Source organism: Sinomonas sp. T428B, from assembly GCF_056780155.1.
Window position 1 is genome coordinate 2,573,264 of record NZ_JBRAZR010000001.1, and the last position, 21,405, is coordinate 2,594,668.

Below are 21,405 nucleotides of genomic sequence, written 5' to 3' on the forward strand. Positions count from 1 at the left end.
GATCCCAAGTCACAGGGCATCAAACGGCATCAAACTGTGGATAACCAGATCAATCTGGGCCAATCCACCCCGAGAGCTGGCACAATGTTTCCATGCCTCGTTTCCTGACGCTCGCGGATGTATGCGAGCAGCTCCAGATCAGCTCGGCACAGGCGTACGCCCTCGTCCGCAGCGGCGAGCTCAAGGCCATCCAAGTGGGCGGCCGCGGCCAGTGGCGGGTCGAGGACGTCAAGCTCGAGGAGTACATCCAGGCCAGCTACGCCAAGGCCGAGAAGCTGCTCGCCGAGGGACGCCGTTCCCACACCGCCGGCTGACCCCGCAGACCTCACCCGGCCCCACACAGCAGCGCCCTCCCGACTCCCGCCTCGGTCTCCCCACGCCTTTCGCGGCCTTGGTTTCCCTGAGCGCCATCAGCCGCCCGAGCGCACCGCGATAAGGGCCCCGAACGGCACGAGCGCAGTCGCAGCCGACGGCGCAGCCCAGGCGTCGTCCAGACGCACCGAGAGCTCGAGGTAGTCCCTCCCCACCGTGTCGATCGTGCCCGCGATGACGTGCGGCTCCCCCGCCCCGCCGTCGGCCAGGCAGGACACGACGGCCCTGTCGCGCGCGAGGGCGCGCAGCCCGGACGCGAGGGTCAGGGACCTGCGGACCGCAGACCCCTCCGACCGCGCGCCGCGCCCCAGCCCCGCTACCGACACGACAGCCCCGACGGGCACGAGGGTGCTGTGCGGGGCGGCATCGACCACGAACCACGCGTCCGCGAGCTGGCTCACGGGACCCCGCAGGCGGACCCCCGCACGCAGGAGCAGTTCGACCGGAGCGCTCCCCTGGCCCCTGAGCCTCTCGACGATCCCGATCCCCGCCTGCTCGGCGCGCACGAGCTCGGCCACCTGGGCCTCCTGCTCGAGCCGCGCGGCGGAGGCCAGCTGTGCTTCGAAGTCGTCGAACAGGCTGTCCCAGCGCATGCGCCCCACCCTAGGGAGCGGGGCCGCGGTCGGTCAATTCACCGCAAATCACCAGAAGGCTGGACAAGAGCGGCTTTTAATGCTCAAACTTGTCCAGAACTCATCAAACAGCATCAAACTACATCAAACCGGTGGGACACGGCTCGCCGCCACCGCGTTTCGGGGGGGAACGATGGAGAACACGCGCAGGCAGCAGCTCGCGGTGGACGGGCTCGTGACGGCCGCGGTCCTCGCGCTGGGGGCGGTCCTCGTCGCCGCCGGAGGCATGCTCGCCGGCGACGCCGCGCCCGGGGCCCGGGGCGACTGGCTGCGCATGGCACCGCCCGCCCTCGACGCCGCCTCGCCCCGGACCGTCACGGTCCTGCTCGGGCTGGTCGCGAGCGTGGCGGGGCTCGTGGTCGTCGTGTGGTGGCTCCTGGCGATGGCCCTCGCGGTGGTCTCCGCCCTCCTGCAGGCAGCGGGGGCCCGGGGGGCGTCGCGCTGGACCGGGGCCTTCGCCCCCGCCTTCATGCGCCGACTCGCGCTCATGACGCTCGGCCTGAGCCTCGTCGCGGCCCCAGCAGTGCATGCGGCTCCGTCCCTGCCGGACCCTGCGTGGCAGCCGGCCCCGGTGTCGCAGGCCGCCGCGCCGCTCGCCGCCCCGGTGCCTGCACGTGCCGCCCAGGCTGACGCCGCCCCTGCCGTGGCGGCGGCAGAGCCCCAGGAGTCCGTCCCGGAGGCCGCGTGGGTTCCGGCGGCGCCTCCGCTGGCGGCGGGTCCGCTCGTCAGGCAGCCGACGCGAGTGGCCGCCGCACCGGCCGCCGTCGAGGTCCGCCCGGGCGACTCGCTGTGGGCCATCGCGGCCAGGCAGCTCGGACCGGGCGCGACTGACCTCGACATCGCCGAGGCTTGGCCGCGCTGGTACGCCGCGAATGCGAGCGTCATCGGCAGCGACCCCGACCTCGTCAGGCCCGGGCAGCTGCTCCTGCCGCCCCCGTAGGCCGTGCCAGAGCCATCACGCCAGCAACCTCATGCCAGCCACACCACCTGCCCAAGGCCAAGAGGCCAGCAACCGCCGGCCACAGGACTTGCCTGCGCCGGCAACACTTCAGCCGCCGCCCATCCCGCAGCCCCGAGAGAAGGAAGCACGCCATGACCGCACCCATCGACGTCCCCGGCACGGCGGCCGGCCGCACTGCTCAGCGGCGCGCGGACGCCGTCCCCGAGGGGCCCCGGACCGCGGACGTCCTCCGCTTCCACCGTCCAAGGCCCGCCGAGCCCGCATCGGCCCAGGCGCAGCGGGGGCGGGCGCGGACCGCGGGCAGCGCGGCCCTCGCCGCAGTCCCGGAGGACCTCCGGCCCGAGCCGCCGGTCCGGCGCCTGCGCGCCGTCCCGGCGCCCGACGAGGCGGAGGAGGTCCGCCGCCTCGCCGCCACCATCACGCTGGCGGCCATGGAGGCGCTCGCCGGCACGCGGCCCGTCCAGCAGCTCGCCCTGTGGCTCCACCGCGACCTGCTCGCCCCGGTCCAGCTGCGCGCGGAGCTCAGCCGCGCCAGCACGGCAGGCCGCCAGGGGCCCTCGGGACGGCGGCTGGCACTCGTCCACCGCGCCGCCGTCGTGAAGGCCGCACGCGCCACCCTCGTGAAGCCGGGCGTCTACGAGGCCGCAGTCGTCGTGGTCGACGCGGCGCGCTGCCGCGCCGTCGCCCTCCGCCTCGAGGCCTCGGACCGGGGCGGCTGGAAGGTCACGGCCCTCGAGATCGGGTGAGTCCCGAGCCGCGGCCACGAGCCAGGGAGCGTCCAGCAATCATGACGACGGCGGCCGGCCCCCCTGTGGGGAGCCGGCCGCCGTCCTCGTGTCCAGCCCGGGCCGTCAGCGGCGCCGCGTGCGGCGCCCGGGACCGCCCTTGGCGCCGGAGCCTCCGGAATGCCCTGCCTTGGCGCCACCGCCGGGCTGCCCGGACTTTGCACCGCCGCCGTTCTGGGCGGCCTTGGCCGAGCGCGCCTGCTCGACGTGGGTCTCGGTCGAGCCGTCCTCCGCAGGGGCGGTGTACTGGAGCTGGACGGGCCGCGCGGGCGCCTCGAGCCCGGGCGCCGGGGCGCCCTCCTGGGCCTCGGCCGGCTTGACCTCGAGGTTGAAGAGGAAGGCCACGGACTCCTCGCGGATGGCCTCCATCATGGTTTGGAACATCGCGTAGCCCTCGCGCTGGTACTCGACGAGCGGATCGCGCTGGGCCATCGCGCGCAGGCCGATGCCCTCCTTGAGGTAGTCCATCTCGTAGAGGTGCTCCTGCCACTTCCGCCCGATCACGGAGAGCACGACGCGCCGCTCGAGGTCGCGCATCATCTCCGAGCCGAGGGCCTCCTCGCGCTGGGCGTAGACGAGCTTGGCGTCCGAGAGGATCTCCTCCTTGAGCATCTCGACCGTGACCCGGGGCTTGCCGCCGGCCTCGTCGATGATGTCCTGCGGCGTGAGCGTGATGGGGTACACGGTGCGCAGGTTGGTCCACAGGGCGTGGAAGTCCCAGTCGTCGCCGTTGCCCTCGGCCGTCGCGGCCTCGATCATGGCCGTGAGCGTGTCCTCGAGGAAGTACTGGACCTTCTCGTGCAGGTCGTCGCCCTCGAGGATGCGGCGCCGGTCGCCGTAGATGGCCTCGCGCTGGCGGTTGAGGACGTCGTCGTACTTGAGGACGTTCTTGCGCTGCTCAGCGTTGCGGCCCTCGACCTGGGCCTGCGCCGACTGGATCGCCCGGGAGACCATCTTCGACTCGAGCGCCGTGTCGTCGGGCAGGCTCGAGGCCATAAGCCGCTCGGCACCGCCCGTGCCGAAGAGGCGCATGAGGTCATCCGTGAGCGAGAGGTAGAAGCGGGACTCGCCCGGGTCGCCCTGGCGCCCGGAGCGGCCGCGGAGCTGGTTGTCGATGCGCCGGGACTCATGCCGCTCGGTGCCGAGGACATACAGCCCGCCGAGTGCCAGGACCTCTTCGTGCTCGTCCTTGACCGCCTGCCGGGCCGCCTCGAGGGCCTCGGGCCACGCGGCCTCGTACTCCTGGGCGTTCTCCTCCGGGTCCAGGCCGCGGGCAGCGAGGTCGGCGACGGCCATGAACTCGGCGTTGCCGCCGAGCATGATGTCGGTGCCGCGGCCGGCCATGTTCGTGGCCACGGTGACGGCGCCCTTGCGGCCGGCCTGCGCGACGATGGCGGCCTCGCGGGCGTGGTTCTTGGCGTTGAGCACCTCGTGGCGGACGCCGGCCTTGGCCAGGGCCTTGGAGAGGTACTCGCTTTTCTCGACGCTCGTGGTGCCCACGAGCACGGGCTGCCCCGTCGCGTGCCGGCGCGAGATGTCCTTGACGACCGCGTCGAACTTGACCACCTCGTTCTTGTACACGAGGTCCGACTGGTCGATGCGCGCCATGGGCTTGTTGGTCGGGATGGGCACGACGCCGAGCTTGTACGTGCTCATGAACTCCGCGGCCTCGGTCTCGGCGGTGCCCGTCATGCCGGAGAGCTTGGAGTAGAGGCGGAAGTAGTTCTGAAGGGTGATCGTGGCGAGCGTCTGGTTCTCCGCCTTGATCTCGACGCCCTCCTTGGCCTCGATGGCCTGGTGCATGCCCTCGTTGTAGCGGCGGCCCGGGAGGATGCGGCCAGTGTGCTCGTCGACGATGAGAACCTCGCCGTCGAGGACCACGTAGTCCTTGTCCCGCTTGAACAGCTCCTTGGCCTTGATGGCGTTGTTGAGGAAGCCGATGAGCGGCGTGTTCGCGGACTCGTAGAGGTTGTGGATGCCGAGGTAGTCCTCGACCTTCTCGATGCCGGGCTCGAGCACGCCGACGGTCCGCTTCTTCTCGTCGACCTCGTAGTCGCCCTCGCCGAGGCGCAGGGCGAGCTTGGCGAACTCGGAGTACCAGCGGTTGGCGTCGCCCTGGGCGGGGCCCGAGATGATGAGCGGCGTGCGGGCCTCGTCGATGAGGATCGAGTCGACCTCGTCCACGATCGCGAAGTGGTGCCCGCGCTGCACGAGCTCACTGCGGTCCCAGGCCATGTTGTCGCGGAGGTAGTCGAAGCCGAACTCGTTGTTCGTGCCGTAGGTGATGCCGGCCTCGTACTGCTTCTTGCGCTCCGCCGGGTCCATGCTGGCCAGGATGCAGCCGCTCGAGACGCCGAGGAAGCGGTAGACGCGCCCCATGAGCTCGGACTGGTACTCGGCGAGGTAGTCGTTGACCGTGACGACGTGGACGCCCTGGCCCGTGAGGGCGTTGAGGTACGCGGGCGCCGTCGCGACGAGCGTCTTGCCCTCGCCGGTCTTCATCTCGGCGATGTTGCCGAGGTGGAGGGCCGCTCCGCCCATGAGCTGGACGTCGAAGTGCCGCATCCCGAGCGTGCGGCCCGCGGCCTCGCGCACGGCCGCGAAGGCCTCGGGCAGCAGGTCGTCGAGGCTCTCGCCGTCCTCGTAGCGAGCCTTGAGCCGGTCCGTCTCGCCGCGCAGTTCGGCGTCGGTGAAGCCGCGGAACTCGTCCTCGAGGGCGTTGATGGCGTCCGCGTACACGCGCAGCTGCTTGAGCGTCCGGCGGTCGCCGGTGCGCAGGAGTTTCTCGAGAAGGTTTGCCACGGTGGCTGTGCTCCCTTGTCAATGGCGGTTCTGTGCATGCAGCTGGCGCGCCCCCGGTCCGCGGGCGGGCGGATCTCAGTCTACGGGAGACACGTGCGAGGAGGCGCTCAGGTTCCGGTCACCCACTGCGCGGGCGACGGCGGGGGCGAGCCTTCCGCGGTCGGCGACCCTCACATCGTCCAGGCCGAGCCAGCTGGCCATGAGGAGCAGCTCGTCGGCGAGCTCCGCCGCCGTGTCGTCCGGCGCGTCGGGCTCGGCGTGCGCGGCCTGCACGAGGAGCGTCCGGGACGCGCGGTCGGCCTTGAGGTCGACCCGCGCTGCCATCCGGTCGCGCAGGAGGAACGGCAGGACGTAGTAGCCGAACTCGCGGCGCGGGGCGGGGGTGTAGATCTCGATCCTGTACCGGAAGCCGAAGAGCCGCTCGAGGCGCCGGCGCTCGAAGACGAGGGAGTCGAACGGGCTCAGGAGCGCGCGTCCTGTCGCGGTGCGGGGCGCCGCGACGGCCGGGTGGAGGTACAGCCGGTCGGGCCAGCCCTCGACGGACGCCTCCTCGAGCGAGCCGGCGGCGACGAGCCGGTCGACGGCGGACGCCGTCGCGCGCAGTGGCAGGCGGAAGTAGTCGGCGAAGCATCGCACCGTCCCGATGCCGTGCGCCTGGGCGGCGGCCTCGGTGAGGGCCAGGATCGCCTCGTCGGGGTCCGCCGCGCCGCCGTCGGGAATGCCGGGCGGCAGCACGGCAGAGGTGAGCGCGTAGCGGCGCTCGAACTGGGCCGTCCGGGCCGCGCTGCTCACGGTGCCCGCCTCGAACAGGCCCTCGAGCACGCGCTTGACGGGGTTCCAGTTCCATCCCCACGCGTCGCCCTTCGGGGCGTCGTGCTCGAGCCGCTGGGTCAGCTGGGCCGCCGTCTGCGGGCGGCCGTGCGCCAGGGCCTCGAGGATGCGCGCCTCGATGTCCTCGCGCAGGGCGGGGTCGAGGCCTCCGGCGCCGACCCAGGCGCGCTTCTGCCACGCCCGCAGGGCGTGGAAATGCTCCGGGCGGATGAAGCTGGCCTCGTGCGCCCAGTACTCCATCATGCGCCGGGGGCTCCGGGACGCGAGCCTGTCCACGATGGCACGGTCGTACGGGCCCAGCCTCGAGAAGAACGGCAGGTAGTGGCTGCGCACGAGGACGTTGACGGAGTCGATCTGCGCGAGCTGGATCCGGGCGAAGGTCCGGCCCACCGACCTCGCCGTGGCGGGGCCGGTGGGCCGGGGGCGGTGCAGTCCCTGCGCCGCGAGCGCGATGCGCCGGGCCTGGGCCAGGGTCAGGGACGCTGCCATGCGACCCCCGCCCCGGCCTGTCCCGGCGCCGGCCCATGCCTCAAGGCCGCGCCGGGCCTTCGGCTACGAGACGACGGCACTCTCGTCGTCCGAGCGGTACGCCAGGATGCGCTCCTCGACCTTCGTCTTGCCCGGTTCGCAGGCCCGGTCGAGGCTGATCACGCCGTAGGTCCACCCCCGGCGCCGGTACACGACGGAGGGTGTGTTCGTGTCGGCGTCGATGAAGAGGTAGAAGTCATGGCCGACGAGCTCCATGTTGTCCACGGCGTCGTCGAGGGTCAGCGTCGCGGCGGGGAAGACCTTGCGCCGGATGAGGACCGGCGAATCTCCCGCGGGAATGTCGTTCTCGATCTCGTAGGGCGAGCGCTCCTCCGCCTCACGCCTGTCGAGCTTCCCGGATGGGACGTCGAGGGCGTGCTCTGCGTAGATGGGGGTGCTTCCGCTCACGACCGGCAGCGCGGCCGTCGCAGTGCCGACGCCCACAGGGGCGTGCTTGCCGTGGTGCACCTTGCGCTTGTCCTTGGCCCGGCGCAGGCGCTCGAGGAGCTTGCCGTAGGCGAGGTCGAAAGCTGCGAACTTGTCCGGGGCCGTCGCCTCGGCACGGATGACGGGGCCGCGTCCGGTGACCGTGAGCTCGACGGTGAGCTGGTCGCCGCCCGAGCGGGCGCCGTTCTGCTTAGAGCACTTGGCATCGATACGCTGGACCTTGTCCGCGAGCGTTCCGATCTTCTCGAGCTTCTCGCTCGCGTACTCGCGGAAGCGATCCGACACGGTCAGGTTGCGTCCGCTGATCTTGAACTCCATGGTGCCCTCCAGAAACTTCTGAGTTCAGCCCGAAACAGCTGAGGAAGCAGAGCTCACCGTGACAGTCGAGCCCCTTTCCTGAGCCGCTATCGACAGATTCCTCGCTATGGAACCCATAACCGACGTTAGTGGATGGACACCGTTTATTCACCCCTTGTTGCCCGCATTTCCGAACTGTCCGCTCGGAGCGTAGTCGCCCGGCCCGGGCGCGTCCGGTGCTTCCGGAGCCTCCGGAGCGCCCGGCTCGTCCGCCACGTCGGGCAGCGGGACGTAGGCGAGGACCACGAGCCCGAGGACGACGGCGCCCGCGGCCTCGAGTGCGCGGGCGGCCTCGCGCGCGGTGGCACCGGTCGTGAGCACGTCGTCGACGACGATGCAGCGGCGGCCGCGCAGCGTGGCCATCCCGTCATCTCCCCGCCGTATGGACCGTCCGCGGACAGGTCGAAGGATGATGCGGTCACGCGCCGCGAGCGAGCCCGACGCGTGCGAGCGCCGGGCGCGCCGGCCGAGCCCCTTCTGGGCGGCCCCGGTCCCGAGGACCGCCCGCGCCACGGCAGCGAGTCGCTCGGTGGGGCGGAGGCGGCGGGGCCGCAGGGCCTCGGCCCACACCGCCCGGGGCGGGAGCCTGTCCTCGCGCCGCAGCCGCGCGAGGAGGAGGCCGAGCGGGTCGAAGCCGCGCCGGAGGTAGGCCGAGGCGGTCGTGGGGACGGGCACGAGCCAGACCTCCTCTCCCCCGACCGCGGCGTGCAGCGCCCGCGCGAGGACTGAGGCGAGCTCGGCCGCGAGCTCGGCGCTCCCGTGCCGCTTGAACGCGAGGACCCCGAGGGAGAGCTCGTCCCGGTAGGGCCCCGCGGCGACGGCCGCGAGGAGGACGCCGCCGTCCTCCTCGACGAGCGCCGGCGCGTGCGCCTCGACCCGCCGCGGCGTCGACGTCAGGGCCCTCAGGCGCCGCCGGCAGGCGATGCACAGGAGCAGCTCGGGCGCGCCGCACGAGACGCAGTCGCCGGGCACCACGAGCCCGAGCAGGTCGCCGGCGGCGGCGCGTAGCCCCGCGGCGGCCCGACCGGCCCACGTGCGCGGCCCGGCCGCATGCCGCGCCGTCCCACCGGCCCCGGGGATCCCGCCGTCGTCCATGTGCCCAGCCTGACGGGGCGCGCCGGATCCGGGGAGGGGCTCCCCCAGTGATGTGGAAAACCCGGGAGACTCCCGGCGGTACAGCTAGCCCGCGAAGGCCGGGTCCTCGACGCCCTTGCCCAGCTCGACCCACGAGTTGCGCACGAGCTGGAAGACGCCCGCGCCGGTCTGGGCGTAGACCTCCTGGTCGCCATTGCCGGCACTGACGGACTGGATGCCGTTGAGCGGCGGCAGCTGGCGGGGCTCCCCGCCGCGGAGGGAGACGAGGGCCGGCGTGACCGGGTCCGCCGCGGACAGGCCGGACACAAGGACGGTCAGGTCGTCCACCCACACGGCACGCCGATACTGCTCCTGCCCGACATTGAGGGTGATCGGCGACGTGAGCTCGCGCGGGGTGCCGTCGGTCCCGCGCACGATCCCGGCAAGCTGGAGCACCGTCTGCCCGCTGGCCGCGGAGAGCACGAGGGCCCTCGTCCCGTCCCGCGAGACGCGGACGTCCTCGATGACCCGTCCGGCGAGCCATGGGGGTTCCAGGACGGCCTTCGGCACGTCCGCGCCCTCGGCCACGCCCTGCGGCCGGAATGCGATGACCTCCGTCCCGCCGTCCGCGCCCGGCCCCGCGCTCCAGACCCACCCGCCGGGTCCGATCGATGGCGGGCTCAGCCGGGTCCGCGCGTCGAGCAGCCGGGCGGGCTGGTTGGGCACGACCGAGTACAGCCCCGGGCCCGAGCCGATGAAGGCGAAGACGCCCTGGGACGAGGCCGCGGCCGGGTGCTCCGGGCCGAACTGCGCCACCGAGCGCAGGGCGTCGATGCGGCTCGCCTGCCGGTCCGCGTACAGGACGAGCTCGCCGCCGGCCACGGCGACCTGCCACCCCGGCACCTTCGGGTCGACCGTCGGCTCGGGCGCCTGGCCGCCCGCGGACGGGTCGACGAGGGCCACCTCGCTCAGGTTGGAGCGCAGGGAGACGCCCACCACCGACGTGATCCCGCTGAACGTGCGCACGAGCTGGCTGTGCATGCGCTGCCGGTCGGTGAAGGATGCGTCGCGGACCTCGCTCGTGAGGTCGACCTGGGCCATGCTGTCCACGATCGGCACGGACTCCCGCTCGAGCCGCGTCCCGGGCGGGAAGGCGCTCGCGACCGCGGAGCGCAGGTACGGCGCGGGCCCCGCGAGCAGCGCGCTCACGAGGGACTTCGCGACACCGGAGTTGTCGATGAACCAGCGCACGTCCGGCACGAGCGTGGAGAAGGAGGGGTCGAAGAAGTACACGGGGAAGGCCTTGTAAAGGACCTTGAACGTCTCCTCCGGGATGGCGGTCCCGTCCGGGAGCTTGGAGACGCGCCACTGGCCATCGATCGAGGACAGGCTCACGTCGATCGACTCGCGGGTGCCGGCGGGGAACGGGGTCGCAATCCCATCGGCGTCCACGGAGTACGCCAGGTCCATCTCGTAGCGGTACTCGTTCTCGCGTCCGGTGGTCACGACGGTCGCGCTTCCGCGGTAGACAAGCGTGCGCTGGCTCGGCTTCCAGGAGACGGCGTTCGCGGGGGCCAGGAACTGCCGCGCGACCGTGAAGTCGTTCTGGTAGCCGCTCCCGGCGTTGAAGAAGCCCTCGATGATCGACTGCGGGCTCGCGCCGTCGCGGGGCCCTGGAGGGATGTACTGCGGGGCGTTGCCGCCCGTGAGAGCGCTGTCCTCGCTCCGGCCGACGGGCCCCGTGGTGGGCATGCGGGCGCAGCCTGCGAGGACGGCGAGGATCACGGCCAGGCAGACGACGACGGCGGCGAACGGGCGGCGGGTCATGGCGCCTCCCCTGCCTGCTCACCGATCGGCGGGACGGCGCCCGTGCCGACGACGACGCCGCGCGTCGCCTGCCCTTCCATGAGGGCGACGTCGCCGGCGGGGGGCTCGAGCGCCACGGGCGAGTCGCTGATCTGCCCGTCCCGGCGCAGCGGGAGGGTGAGCCGGAAGCATGAGCCCTCCCCCGGCCTGCCCCACGCCTGGAGCCAGCCGTTGTGGAGCTTGACGTCCTCGGTCGCGATCGAGAGGCCGAGGCCCGAGCCGCCGGTCTTGCGCGCGCGTGCCGGGTCGGCCCGCCAGAAGCGGTCGAAGACCCGCGCGGCCTCGGCTGGGGTCATCCCGATGCCGTGGTCGCGCACGGCGATGCCGACGGCGTCGGAATTCGCGGCGACGAAGACCTCCACGGGGCGCCCCTCGCCGTGCTCGAGCGCGTTGAGCAGGAGGTTCCGCAGGACGCGTTCGATCCGCCGGGCGTCCATCTCGACGATGATGCTCGGCGAGCGCGTGAAGAAGCGCACCTCCGAGCCGACATCGGCGGCGACGGGCGCCGCCGACTCGATGACGTTGCCCACGACGGCGACGATGTCCTGGGCCTCGGAGTCGAGCATCGCGGCCCCGGCGTCGAAGCGCGAGATCTCGAGCAGGTCGTTCAGGAGGGCCTGGAAGCGCTCGACCTGGTTGTAGAGCAGTTCGGCGGAGCGCTTCGTGACGGGGTTGAACTCGTCCCTCGCGTCGTAGAGGACCTCGGCCGCCATCCGGACGGTCGTGAGCGGGGTACGGAGCTCGTGGCTCACGTCCGAGACGAAGCGCTGCTGCATGTGGGACAGGGTCGCGAGGGCCGTGATCTGGTCCTGGAGGTTCGCGGCCATGTGGTTGAAGGCCGCGCCGAGGCGGGCGACCTCGTCCTCGCCCTCGACCGCCATGCGCTCCTCGAGCTGGCCCGCGGCGAGCTTCTCGGAGACCGCCGCGGCGTGGCTCACGGGCGAGACGACGCTGCGCGTGACGATCCAGACGATCGCTCCGATGAGCAGGAGCAGGAAGATCCCGCCGAACCACAGCACGTTCTGCATGTCGTCGAGCGTCTGCTGCGCCGTCTGGATGTCGTAGAGGAGGTACAGCTCGTACACCGTGCCGCCGAAGCTGACCTTGTTCCCGACGGCGATCGCCGGGTGCACCTCGTTGTTCGCCGTCGTGAGCGGGACCGACTGCCAGAACTGCTCCTGCTGGGATCCCTGCACGGCCTCCCGGAGGGAAAGGGGGATGTCGTTCTCGGTGCGCAGGTACGACGCGCGGCTGTCGACCCAGCGGTTGCGCGGCTGGTCCTGGTTCGGCACGGCGAGGAACACGTACTGCCGAGGGGACACGGACTCGCGGGCCTCGAGCTGGTCGAGCGTGTCGTTGACGAGCTTGAGCACACCCTGCTGGTCCGTGACCTGGGCGCCGTCGAACGTCTCCTGCACCTGCTCGACGGCCTGACGGGTCTGCAGCTCCGCCTGGGTGAGCCGCTCCTGGAAGAGGTTGTTGGCGATCTGGTTGGACAGGTACGCGCCGACGGCGAGGAACGAGATGAACGTCAGCATGAGCGTGACGAGCACCGTGCGGAACTGGAGCGAGCGGCGCCAGCGGCGAACGAAGCCCCCGCGCACGGAGGCGATCCGGGGAACGATCCCGGCTGCGCCCGCGACGATCCCGCGGCCGGCCCTCACGGCGAGGGTCCTGGACCGCCTGGCCATCAGCCTGGCCCGGTCCCGGGGGCGCTCGGAACGCGACCACCGGCGCACGAGGAGCCGCGCGAGGCGGATCCGGGCCGGGAGCCGGGCGGAGTTCCAGTCCTCGACGGCCCAGGCCCGGGCCCGCCGGATCGCGGGGACGGCCTGCTCCCGCACGGCGCGGCGGGTCAGCGCGGCGAACGCCCGGGCACGCTCGAGCGCGCCGTCGTCGTGCGGGGGCTCCGGCTGGGCCGGGGCTGCGCGCTGCTCCTCCGTGTCCACGTCCGCTTCAGGGGTCCTCTCGGTCAGGTCCCGGCCTTGTAGCCCACGCCCCGGACGGTCAGGACCACTTCGGGTGCCTCGGGGTCGCGCTCGATCTTGGAGCGCAGCCGCTGGACGTGGACGTTGACGAGCCGCGTGTCCGCCGCGTGCCGATAGCCCCAGACCTGCTCGAGGAGGAGCTCGCGCGTGAACACCTGCCACGGCTTGCGGGCCAGCGCCACGAGGAGGTCGAACTCGAGCGGGGTGAGCGAGATGAACTCGTCGCCGCGCTTGACCGTGTGGCCGGCGACGTCGATGGTCACCTCGCCGATGCGCAGGGTCTCCGGCGCCTTGGTCTCGCCGGGGCGCAGCCGCGCGCGCACGCGGGCCACGAGCTCGGCCGGCTTGAACGGCTTGGGCACATAGTCGTCGGCGCCGGACTCGAGGCCGCGCACGACGTCGGAGGTGTCCGACTTCGCGGTCAGCATGACGATCGGCACGTCCGACTCGGAGCGGATCTGCCGGCAGACCTCGATCCCGTCGAGGCCGGGGAGCATGAGGTCCAGGAGGACCAGGTCGGGCTTCTGCGCCCGGAACACGTCCGGGGCCTGGGCGCCGTCCGCGCAGAAGACCGGCTCGAAGCCGTCGTTGCGCAGGACGATGCCGATCATCTCGGCCAGGGCCTCGTCGTCGTCGACGACCAGAATGCGTGCCTTCATGCCTTCCACTCTCCCCCACATCGGGCGCAGGGACGCTTCTGGCGCGCTGCGCATGCCTGATTCATTCTAGGCGCGCCGTGGCGCGCGCCTGAGCCCAGTGCCTCCAGGCCCGTGCCTCAGCCCAGCGCGGTCTGGTTGACCGCGTCGGCGACCTTGACCAGCCGGGCGAGCCGCGCCGTCGCCTCCCCCGGGGTGCACGCGGCGAGGCTGCCCGCCGGGGTCAGCCGGACGGCGTCGAGCGCCGCGAGCGGCAGGCCCAGCTGCCGCCACGGCCGCACGACGCGCTCGGCGAGCTCCCCCGTGCGGGTGCGCGGGGCGCCGTCGTCCGGGAGGGCGCCGAGCCAGAGCCGCTTCCCGGCCTCGACAGCCCCCGCGAGCTCCTCCCACTGGGGCACCCCGAGGTCCGCGAGCGGCAGCGCGACGCCGTCGGCGCCCGCTCCGAGGAGGTCCGCGATCGGCGCCTCCCACGCCGGCAGCGACACGATGGCCTCCGCGCCCGCGGCGTGCAGGGCCTCCACGGCCTCGGCCCAGACGGCACGGGCCTCCGCGCGAGGGAGAGCGCGCAGCGTGCGGTAGCCGCTCGCTGTGGGCACGAGCCCCGCGAGGACACGCGCGGCGTCCGGCTCGTCGAGCTGGACCGTGAGCGCGGCGCCGGGGACCGTGCGCCGCACGCGCTCGAGGAACGCGGGCAGCCCGGCCGCAAGGGACTGCGCGACGTCCCGACGCGCTCCGGCGTCGACGAGTGCGCGCTCCCCCGAATGCACGTACAGCGCGGTCATGAGGCTCACCGGCCCGAGGACGCGGACCGCGAGGCCCTCGGCCGGGCGCTCCTCGGCCCCGGCGACGTCGGCGAGCACGTTGAGGTCCGTCGCGAGGGCCGATGCGGCGCGCTGCGCGTCCTGCCCGGGCCGGTCCACGAGCCGCCACCCGTGCGGCTGGACGTCCGCGTGGAGGTCGACGAGGAGGGAGGCTGTACGCCCCACGGCATCCGAACCGACACCGCGCGCGGGCAGCTCGGCGAGGAACGGCAGGTGCGGACTGCCGAGCTCGCCGCGGATCGCCTTGGCCGCCTCGAGGGGGTCCGTCCCCGGCCAGTCCCCGAGGGCCGTCGCGGTGACCTGCCCCGCCATCGTCAGGCGTCCGCGCCGGCTGCCCCGTTGGCGCGGCGCGTCTCGTGGTCCTCGGAGATGGCCTGGTGGTGCCGGATGACCTCGCTGATGATGAAGTTCAGGAACTTCTCTGCGAACGCGGGGTCGAGGTGGGCCTCCTCGGCGAGGCGGCGCAGCCGCGCGATCTGGGCGGCCTCGCGGTCGGGATCCGCGGGCGGGAGCTGGTGGCGGGCCTTGAGGAAGCCGACCTTCTGCGTGGCCTTGAAGCGCTCGGCGAGGAGGTAGACGAGGGTCGCGTCGATGTTGTCGATGCTCGAGCGGATCGAGAGCAGCTCCTCCATCACGGCCGGCGCCACGCTCGTCCCCAGCGAGCTCGCGCCCGGGTCGTACTCGGGGGCGGCGTCGGGCATGGCTGGGTCGCTGTTGTGCTGCTCGGTCATGCAGCCCAGTCTATGGGCCGCCGGGGCATTGACCGGTCCGTGCAGCACGGGGTAGGCCTGTGGTGCCGGGCGGCCGCCCGGCACAGGACGGAGGCGGACGGCGCATGGAGATCGGGATCCTCGGCAGCGGGACGGTCGGACGGACGCTCGGGGCCAGGCTGCGGACGCTGGGCCATGCCGTCGCCATCGGCTCGCGGGACGCGGCCAAGCCTGAGGCGCGCGAGTGGGCGGCCGCGCACGGGGCCGTCGCGACGGACTTCGCGGGGGCGGCCGAGGCGGGCAGGCTCCTGGTCAACGCCACGGCCGGGAGCGCCTCCCTCGACGCGCTCCGGGCGGCGGGCGAGGGCGCGCTCGGGGACAAGGTCCTCATCGACATCGCGAACCCGCTGGACTTCTCCGTGGGCTTCCCGCCCTCCCTCACGGTGGCGAACAGGGACAGCCTCGGCGAGCAGATCCAGCGCGCATTCCCGCGCCTGCGCGTCGTGAAGGCGCTCAACACGGTCACGGCCCCGGTCATGGTCGATCCCGCCGGGGTCGGCGGCGGGGTGCACGACGTGTTCCTGGCCGGCGACGACGCCGCCGCGAAGGCCCAGACAGCCGAGCTCCTCGCCTCGATCGGCTGGCTCCCCGAGCGGATCCGGGACCTCGGCGGGATCGACGCCGCGCGGGGCCTCGAAATGTACCTGCCCCTGTGGATCCGGCTCACAAGCCGCCTCGGGACGGCCCAGTTCAACATCAGGATCGTCGTCGCCGGCGAGGCCTCCTAGAAAAGTGACCCCGCATCCTAGGCACGTGACCCCGCATCCTAGGAAGGTGACCCCCATCACACTCACAGATCCGGGGTCACCTCTCAACGATCCGGGGTCACCTCTCAACGATGCGGGGTCACCTCTCAACGATCCGGGGTCACCCCTCGCCTCAGCCGCCCAGCAGCGCGCGGTGGGCCCGCCGCCGCTCGGCCTGCTCGACGGGGTCCGGGACGGGGAGCGAGGCGATGAGCCGGCGCGTGTACTCGTGCTCGGGCGCGCCCATGACCCGGCTGCCGATCCCCTGCTCGACGAGGCGGCCCTTGTACAGGACCCCGACCCAGTGGCTCAGCTCGTCCACGACCGCGAGGTCGTGGCTGATGAACAGGGCCGCGAAGCCGAGCTCGGCCTGGATCTCGCGGAAGAGCCCGAGGACCCGGGCCTGGACCGAGACATCGAGCGCCGACGTGGGCTCGTCGGCGATGAGCAGCCGCGGCTCGAGGGCCAGGGCGCGCGCGAGCGAGGCCCGCTGCCGCTGGCCCCCGGAGAGCTCGTGGGGGTACCGGGACGCGTACGACGCCGGCAGCTGGACCGACTCGAGCAGCTCGCCGACGCGCCGCCTCACCGCCGCCGAGGGGAGGTCCAGGTGGACGACGAGCGGCTCGGCGATGCACTCGCCGACGGTCAGCTGCGGGTTGAAGGACGCGGCGGGGTCCTGGAAGACGAAGCCGATGTCCTTGCGCAGCGGCCGGAAGGCCCGCTCCCGGAAGCCCACCATCTCGTGCCCGAGCACGCTCAGGCTCCCACCCGTGGCCCGGTTGAGGCCCGCGATGGCCCGGCCGATGGTCGTCTTGCCCGAGCCGGACTCGCCGACGAGCCCGAAGACCTCGCCCGCCGAGACCGTGAACGAGACCCCCTCGACGGCGCGGAACGCTGGGCTGGCGAGCCTGCCCGGGTACACGATCTCGAGGTCCTGCGCTCGCACGAGCACCTCGCCGTCCTGGTGGAGGCGCGACGTGGCGCCCTCCGACGCCGACTCGCGGCCCAGGTGCGGGACGGCGGCGAGGAGGCTGCGGGTGTAGTCCTCGCGGGGCTCGGCGAAGAGCGTGCGCACGGGCGCCTCCTCGACGACCTCGCCCTGGTACATGACGACGACTCGGTCCGCGAGGTCCGCGACGACGCCCATGTTGTGCGTGATGAGCACGATCGAGGTCCCGTAGAGGTCCCGCAGGTCGCGCAGGAGCTCGAGGATCTCGGCCTGCACCGTGACGTCGAGGGCCGTCGTGGGCTCGTCCGCGACGATGAGCGAGGGGTCGAGGGCGAGGGCCGCCGCGATCACGACCCGCTGCTTCTGCCCGCCCGAGAACTGGTGGGGATAGTGGTCCACGCGCTTCTCGGGCTCGGGGATGCCGACCTTGCGCAGCGCCTCGATGGCCCGCTCCCGGGCCTCCTTCCGGCCCACCCTCCCCGCCCGCCCGCCGGCCCCGACCCGGCCCCGGTGGGCGCGGATGCCCTCGGCGATCTGCCAGCCCACCGTGAAGACGGGGTTGAGCGCCGTGGACGGCTCCTGGAAGACCATCGCGACGTCCCGCCCGCGCAGCGCGCGCAGGGCCGAGGGCGGGAGGGCCAGGACGTTGCGGCCGCTGATGACGACGGCGCCTGAGCTCGTCGCGGTCTCGGGCAGGAGGCCCAGGATCGTCTTGGCCGTGACCGTCTTGCCGGAGCCGGACTCGCCCACGACGGCGACGACCTCGCCCGCGCGGACGTCGAGGCTCACGCCGCGCACGGCCGGGACGTCTCCGGCGTCGGTCGCGAAGGTCACCTCGAGCCGGTCGATGCTGAGGACCGTCTCCTCCGGCCGCTGCGGTGCGGGCTCGAGGGGCGCGCTCATCGCGTTTCTCCCGGCGTCGCCCGCCCCGCCGCCGTCGTCCGCCGTGCTGCCCGGCCTGCGGCCCGGCGCTTGCGGCGCGCACGCAGGCGAGGGTCGGCGAGGTCGTTCATGCTCTCGCCCACGAGCGTGAGGCCGAGCACGGCCAGCACGATCGCGAGGCCGGGGAAGACGCCCGTCCACCAGATGCCCGCCGTGACATCCGAGAGGGCCTTGTTGAGGTCGAAGCCCCACTCCGCAGCGCTCGTCGGCTCGATGCCGAAGCCGAGGAAGCCCAGTGCGGCGAGGGTCAGGATGGCCTCCGAGGCGTTGAGGGTGAAGATGAGCGGGATGCTGCGGGTCGCGTTGCGGTAGATGTGCCGCGCCATGATGCGCCAGCTCGAGGCGCCGACCACCTTGGCGGACTCCACGAAGGGCTCGGCCTTGAGCCGGATCGTCTCGGCGCGGACCACGCGGAAGTACTGTGGGATGAACACGACCGTGATCGAGACGGCCGCGGCGAAGACGCCGCCCCACAGGCTCGACTGCCCCCGGCTGATGACGATCGACATGACGATCGCCACGAGCAGCGACGGGAAGGCGTAGACGGCGTCCGCGACGACCACGAGGATCCGGTCGAGCCAGCCGCCGAGGTAGCCGGAGACGAGCCCCAGGGCCACGCCCGCGAAGATCGACAGGGCGACGGCGACGATGATGACGAGCACCGCCGTCTGCGCGCCCCACACTGTGCGGGAGAAGACGTCGAACCCGCCGACGGTCGTCCCCCACACGTGCTTGGGGCTGGGCGCCTGCTGCGCGGGGAAGTTCCCGGCCGCGTCGGCGATCTGGGAGTAGCCGTAGGGGGCGATGAGCGGCGCCAAGGCCGCCATGAGCAGGAAGGCCGCTGTCAGGACGAGCCCGACGACGAGCATCCCCCGCTGGAGGCCGGCGCTGCGGCGCAGGTGCGAGACGACCGGGAGCCGGTTGACGAGCGGCTCGCGGCGCTCGAGGACGGGAACCGGCGGGTTGGGTACGGGCATGTCAGTACCTCACTCGGGGGTCGATGAGCGCGGCCACGACGTCCACGATGAAGTTGGTCACCGCGACGATCACGGCGAGGAGGACGACGATGCCCTGGACGGCGACGAAGTCCCTGGCCGTGAGGTACTGGGCCAGCTGGAACCCGAGCCCCTTCCACTCGAACGTGGTCTCCGTCAGGACCGCGCCGCCGAGCAGGAGGGCGATCTGCAGGCCCATGACCGTGATGATCGGGATGAGGGCCGGCCGGTACGCGTGCTTGGTCACGAGCCGGAACTCACTCACGCCGCGCGAGCGGCCGGCCTCGACGTAGTCCTTGCCGAGCGTCCCGATGAGGTTCGTGCGCACGAGGCGGAGGAAGACGCCCGCCGTGAGCAGGCCGAGCGTCAGCGCCGGGAGCACCGAGTGCGAGGCGACGTCCCAGAACGCCGGGATGTTGCCGCTGCGCAGCGCGTCGAGCCAGTAGATGCCGCTCGGGGCGGCGAGGCCCGAGAGGGCGAGCTCGGTCGACGTCGAGGCGCGTCCGGCCACGTGGAACCAGCCGAGCCATACGGGGAAGATGAGCTTGAGCAGGAGGCCCGAGAAGAACGGGGGCGTCGCGTAGGCGAGGATCGCCGAGACCCGGAGGGCGGCGTCGGCGCCCTTGTCCCGGCGGTGCGCGGCGAGCATCCCGAGCGGGATCCCGACGAGGAGGGCGACGACGAGCCCGTTGACGGCGAGCTCGAGCGTGGCCGTGCCGAAGGTCGCGAGCATCTCCGTGACGAGCCGGTTGTCCGAGATCGTCCGGCCGAAGTTGCCCGTGAAGACCTGTCCGATGTACTCGACGTACTGGATGAGGAGGGGCCTGTCGTAGCCGGCGTCGCGGATCCGGGCCGCGAGCTGGTCCGGGGGCAGGCGTCCGCCCACGGCGGCCGTGATGGGATCCCCTGTGAGGCGCATGAGGAAGAAGACGAGCGTCACGAGGATGAGGATGGTCGGGAGGATGAGCAGGAACCGGATGAGCAGGTAGGCTCCGAGCCCGCCTCCGGCGGCCTTCGCGACGGCGACGGGAGCGGGAGTCCCCGCGGCCTCCGGGGGTGTTTCGGTGAATGCAGTCATGGTGGTGGGAGGCTCCTGGTCCACGCGCCCAGCGGCGGGAGGCGCGAGGCTCCCGCCGCTGGGCGCGTGAAGGGCGTGCTCGGGCTACTTGCTCAGCACGCCGAGGCGGAACTTGAAGGACGCGTCGAGGGTCGTCTCGATGCCCTTGACGCCGGCGCCGGCCACGGCGACCTGCGCGCCCTGGAGCAGCGGCAGGGTCGAGAGGTCCTCGGCCACGGCGTCCTGGATCTGACCGAGCTGGGCCTCGCGGGCGGACTTGTCCGGGTTCACGAGCTGCTTCGCGATGAGGTCCTGCACCTCGGGGTTGTCGTAGTGGTTCCCGAGGAAGTTGTTCTTCGTGAAGAACGGCGTGAGGTAGTTGTCCGCGTCCGAGTAGTCCGGGTACCAGCCGAGCTGGTAGATCGGATAGACGTCCTTGACCCGGTCCTTCTGGTACGTCACCCACTCTGTGGACTGGAGGTTGACGGTGAACAGGCCCGAGGACTCGAGCTGCTGCTTGACCATCGCGTACTCGTCGCCCGACGAGGGGCCGTAGTGGTCCGGGTTGTACTGGATGTTGAGCGCGAGCGGCGTCGTGACGCCGGCGTCGGCGAGGACCTTGCGGGCCTTCTCGACGCTCGGCTTGCCGTTGCCGTCCCCGTACCGGGACTTGAGCGGGGTCGTGGCGCCGGCGAAGCCGTCCGGGACGAAGGACCACGCCGGAAGGTAGGTGCCCTTGTAGACCTGCTGCGCGATGGCCTCGCGGTCGATGAGGTGCGCCATGGCCTGGCGCACGGCGCGGGACTTGGCCGGGTCGGCCTCGGGGGTCTTCGTGCCGAACGGCATCGTGTCGATGTTGAAGACGATGTAGCGCAGCTCCCCGCCGGCGCCCTTGTGGACCTTGACCTTCGAGTCCGAGGCGAGGCTCTCGACGTCGGTCGCCGTGAGCGCGCGCCACGCGACGTCGATGTTGCCCTGCTGGACGTCCAGCTTGAGGTTGTTGGAGTTGGCGTAGTACTTGAGGTTGACCGTGTCGGTGGCGGGCTTGTCGAGGAGGCCCTTGTAGTCGGGGTTTGCCTTGAAGGAGACGAGCTGGTTCTTCTGGTAGGTCGTGATCGTGAAGGGCCCGGCGAAGGACTTCTTCTCGATGATCTCCTCGTCCGTCATGACCTTGTCCGCCGGGAAGGCCTTGTCGTCGACGATCGGGCCGACCGGGCTCGTGAGGACGAACGGGAACGTCTGGTCGTTGGCCGCCTTGAGGTGGAACACGACCGTCGTCGGGTCCTTGGCCTCGACGCTGGCAAGGTTGCTCAGAAGCGATGCGGGGCCGTTCGGATCGTTGATCTTGACCTGCCGGTCGAAGGTGAACTTGACGTCGGCGGAGTCGAGGGCATCGCCGTTGGCCCACTTGAGGCCGCTCTTGAGCCTGACGGTGTACTCGGTGGGCGCCGTGAAGGACGCCGACTCCGCGATGTCCGGCTCGGGCTCGGCGCCGCCGGGCTTGGAGTTGAGCAGGAACGGAAAGATCTGATTCATGACCATGAACGAGCCGTTGTCGTAGGAGCCCGCAGGGTCGAGGAAGGTGACCTTGTCCGTGGTTCCGACGGTGATGGGTCCGCCTCCCGTCGGGGTTCCCCCGGTGCCGCCGCCCGACGGCCCCGTGCAGGCCGTGAGGGCGAGGGCTGAGATGCCGGCGAGGGCGATCGCGCCCCTGAATGCCGCTGTGGTCTTGGACATCAATGGCCTTCTCTTGTCGAATCCGCACCGTGCAGGCTGGCCGCGGTGGCGGCCGTGTGAGCCAGGGCACAGTCCTGATGGGTCGATTG

The 21,405-nt window shown here is 72.1% G+C and carries 18 protein-coding genes; 4 read left to right on the forward strand and 14 right to left on the reverse strand.

Features of this window, described 5'->3' with window-relative positions:
• The first annotated feature begins 92 nt into the window (after positions 1 to 92).
• Positions 93 to 314 carry a helix-turn-helix transcriptional regulator gene (locus ACUYMY_RS11890; RefSeq protein ID WP_077490060.1) on the forward strand — a complete coding sequence of 74 codons (222 nt, stop codon included), beginning with the start codon at positions 93 to 95 and terminating at the stop codon, positions 312 to 314.
• A 96-nt stretch (positions 315 to 410) separates the two neighbouring features.
• Here ACUYMY_RS11890 and ACUYMY_RS11895 read toward each other — a convergent pair whose 3' ends face one another.
• The gene (locus tag ACUYMY_RS11895) at positions 411 to 965 is read right to left on the reverse strand and encodes a hypothetical protein (protein WP_481703754.1); all 555 of its coding nucleotides are present in this window, start codon (positions 963 to 965) and stop codon (positions 411 to 413) included.
• Between the two features lie 172 nt (positions 966 to 1,137).
• Here ACUYMY_RS11895 and ACUYMY_RS11900 point away from each other — a divergent pair, with 172 nt between their 5' ends.
• Both ACUYMY_RS11900 and ACUYMY_RS11905 read left to right on the forward strand, forming a co-directional pair.
• Complete coding sequence (locus ACUYMY_RS11900; protein WP_481703755.1) at positions 1,138 to 1,944, forward strand: LysM peptidoglycan-binding domain-containing protein; 807 nt, start codon at positions 1,138 to 1,140, stop codon at positions 1,942 to 1,944.
• A gap of 152 nt (positions 1,945 to 2,096) precedes the next feature.
• The gene (locus ACUYMY_RS11905) at positions 2,097 to 2,711 is read left to right on the forward strand and encodes an Rv3235 family protein (protein WP_481703756.1); all 615 of its coding nucleotides are present in this window, start codon (positions 2,097 to 2,099) and stop codon (positions 2,709 to 2,711) included.
• A 105-nt stretch (positions 2,712 to 2,816) separates the two neighbouring features.
• Here the strand turns inward: ACUYMY_RS11905 and secA are convergent, their stop codons facing one another.
• The 9 genes from secA to ACUYMY_RS11950 all read right to left on the reverse strand — a co-directional run bounded on the left by secA (position 2,817) and on the right by ACUYMY_RS11950 (position 14,851).
• Positions 2,817 to 5,552, reverse strand: coding sequence for a preprotein translocase subunit SecA (gene secA / locus ACUYMY_RS11910; protein ID WP_481703757.1), 2,736 nt, complete (start codon positions 5,550 to 5,552; stop codon positions 2,817 to 2,819).
• Positions 5,553 to 5,627: 75 nt separating this feature from the next.
• Positions 5,628 to 6,872, reverse strand: coding sequence for a winged helix-turn-helix domain-containing protein (locus ACUYMY_RS11915; protein ID WP_481703758.1), 1,245 nt, complete (start codon positions 6,870 to 6,872; stop codon positions 5,628 to 5,630).
• Positions 6,873 to 6,935: 63 nt separating this feature from the next.
• Positions 6,936 to 7,676: a ribosome hibernation-promoting factor, HPF/YfiA family gene (hpf, locus tag ACUYMY_RS11920; protein ID WP_481703759.1), complete on the reverse strand. Its 741-nt coding sequence runs from the start codon at positions 7,674 to 7,676 to the stop codon at positions 6,936 to 6,938.
• Positions 7,677 to 7,823: 147 nt separating this feature from the next.
• Positions 7,824 to 8,810, reverse strand: coding sequence for a ComF family protein (locus ACUYMY_RS11925; RefSeq protein WP_481703760.1), 987 nt, complete (start codon positions 8,808 to 8,810; stop codon positions 7,824 to 7,826).
• Positions 8,811 to 8,894: 84 nt separating this feature from the next.
• Entirely contained in the window at positions 8,895 to 10,616 is a 1,722-nt protein-coding gene (locus ACUYMY_RS11930) for an LpqB family beta-propeller domain-containing protein (RefSeq protein ID WP_481703761.1), read from the reverse strand.
• Positions 10,613 to 12,346 (reverse strand): MtrAB system histidine kinase MtrB, encoded by a 1,734-nt coding sequence (mtrB, locus tag ACUYMY_RS11935; protein ID WP_481705050.1) that lies wholly within the window; start codon positions 12,344 to 12,346, stop codon positions 10,613 to 10,615. Before mtrB ends, ACUYMY_RS11930 begins: the two co-directional genes overlap by 4 nt.
• A 281-nt stretch (positions 12,347 to 12,627) precedes the next feature.
• The gene (gene mtrA / locus ACUYMY_RS11940) at positions 12,628 to 13,302 is read right to left on the reverse strand and encodes an MtrAB system response regulator MtrA (RefSeq protein ID WP_481703762.1); all 675 of its coding nucleotides are present in this window, start codon (positions 13,300 to 13,302) and stop codon (positions 12,628 to 12,630) included.
• A 116-nt stretch (positions 13,303 to 13,418) separates the two neighbouring features.
• Positions 13,419 to 14,432: a uroporphyrinogen decarboxylase/cobalamine-independent methonine synthase family protein gene (locus ACUYMY_RS11945; protein WP_481703763.1), complete on the reverse strand. Its 1,014-nt coding sequence runs from the start codon at positions 14,430 to 14,432 to the stop codon at positions 13,419 to 13,421.
• A gap of 2 nt (positions 14,433 to 14,434) precedes the next feature.
• Positions 14,435 to 14,851, reverse strand: coding sequence for a chorismate mutase (locus ACUYMY_RS11950; protein ID WP_481703764.1), 417 nt, complete (start codon positions 14,849 to 14,851; stop codon positions 14,435 to 14,437).
• Between the two features lie 104 nt (positions 14,852 to 14,955).
• On the opposite strand from ACUYMY_RS11950, the gene ACUYMY_RS11955 reads away from it, so the two are divergent.
• Complete coding sequence (locus ACUYMY_RS11955) at positions 14,956 to 15,618, forward strand: NADPH-dependent F420 reductase (RefSeq protein ID WP_481703765.1); 663 nt, start codon at positions 14,956 to 14,958, stop codon at positions 15,616 to 15,618.
• Positions 15,619 to 15,769: 151 nt separating this feature from the next.
• Here ACUYMY_RS11955 and ACUYMY_RS11960 read toward each other — a convergent pair whose 3' ends face one another.
• From ACUYMY_RS11960 to ACUYMY_RS11975, 4 genes are all read right to left on the reverse strand, one after another.
• Positions 15,770 to 17,488, reverse strand: coding sequence for a dipeptide ABC transporter ATP-binding protein (locus ACUYMY_RS11960; RefSeq protein ID WP_481703766.1), 1,719 nt, complete (start codon positions 17,486 to 17,488; stop codon positions 15,770 to 15,772).
• Positions 17,485 to 18,504, reverse strand: coding sequence for an ABC transporter permease (locus ACUYMY_RS11965; RefSeq protein ID WP_481703767.1), 1,020 nt, complete (start codon positions 18,502 to 18,504; stop codon positions 17,485 to 17,487). The genes ACUYMY_RS11960 and ACUYMY_RS11965 overlap by 4 nt, the downstream gene beginning before the upstream one ends.
• 1 nt (position 18,505) lies before the next feature.
• Positions 18,506 to 19,600: an ABC transporter permease gene (locus ACUYMY_RS11970; protein WP_481703768.1), complete on the reverse strand. Its 1,095-nt coding sequence runs from the start codon at positions 19,598 to 19,600 to the stop codon at positions 18,506 to 18,508.
• A gap of 84 nt (positions 19,601 to 19,684) precedes the next feature.
• Positions 19,685 to 21,316, reverse strand: a complete 1,632-nt coding sequence (locus ACUYMY_RS11975; RefSeq protein WP_481703769.1) for an ABC transporter substrate-binding protein — start codon at positions 21,314 to 21,316, stop codon at positions 19,685 to 19,687.
• Positions 21,317 to 21,405: the final 89 nt, after the last annotated feature.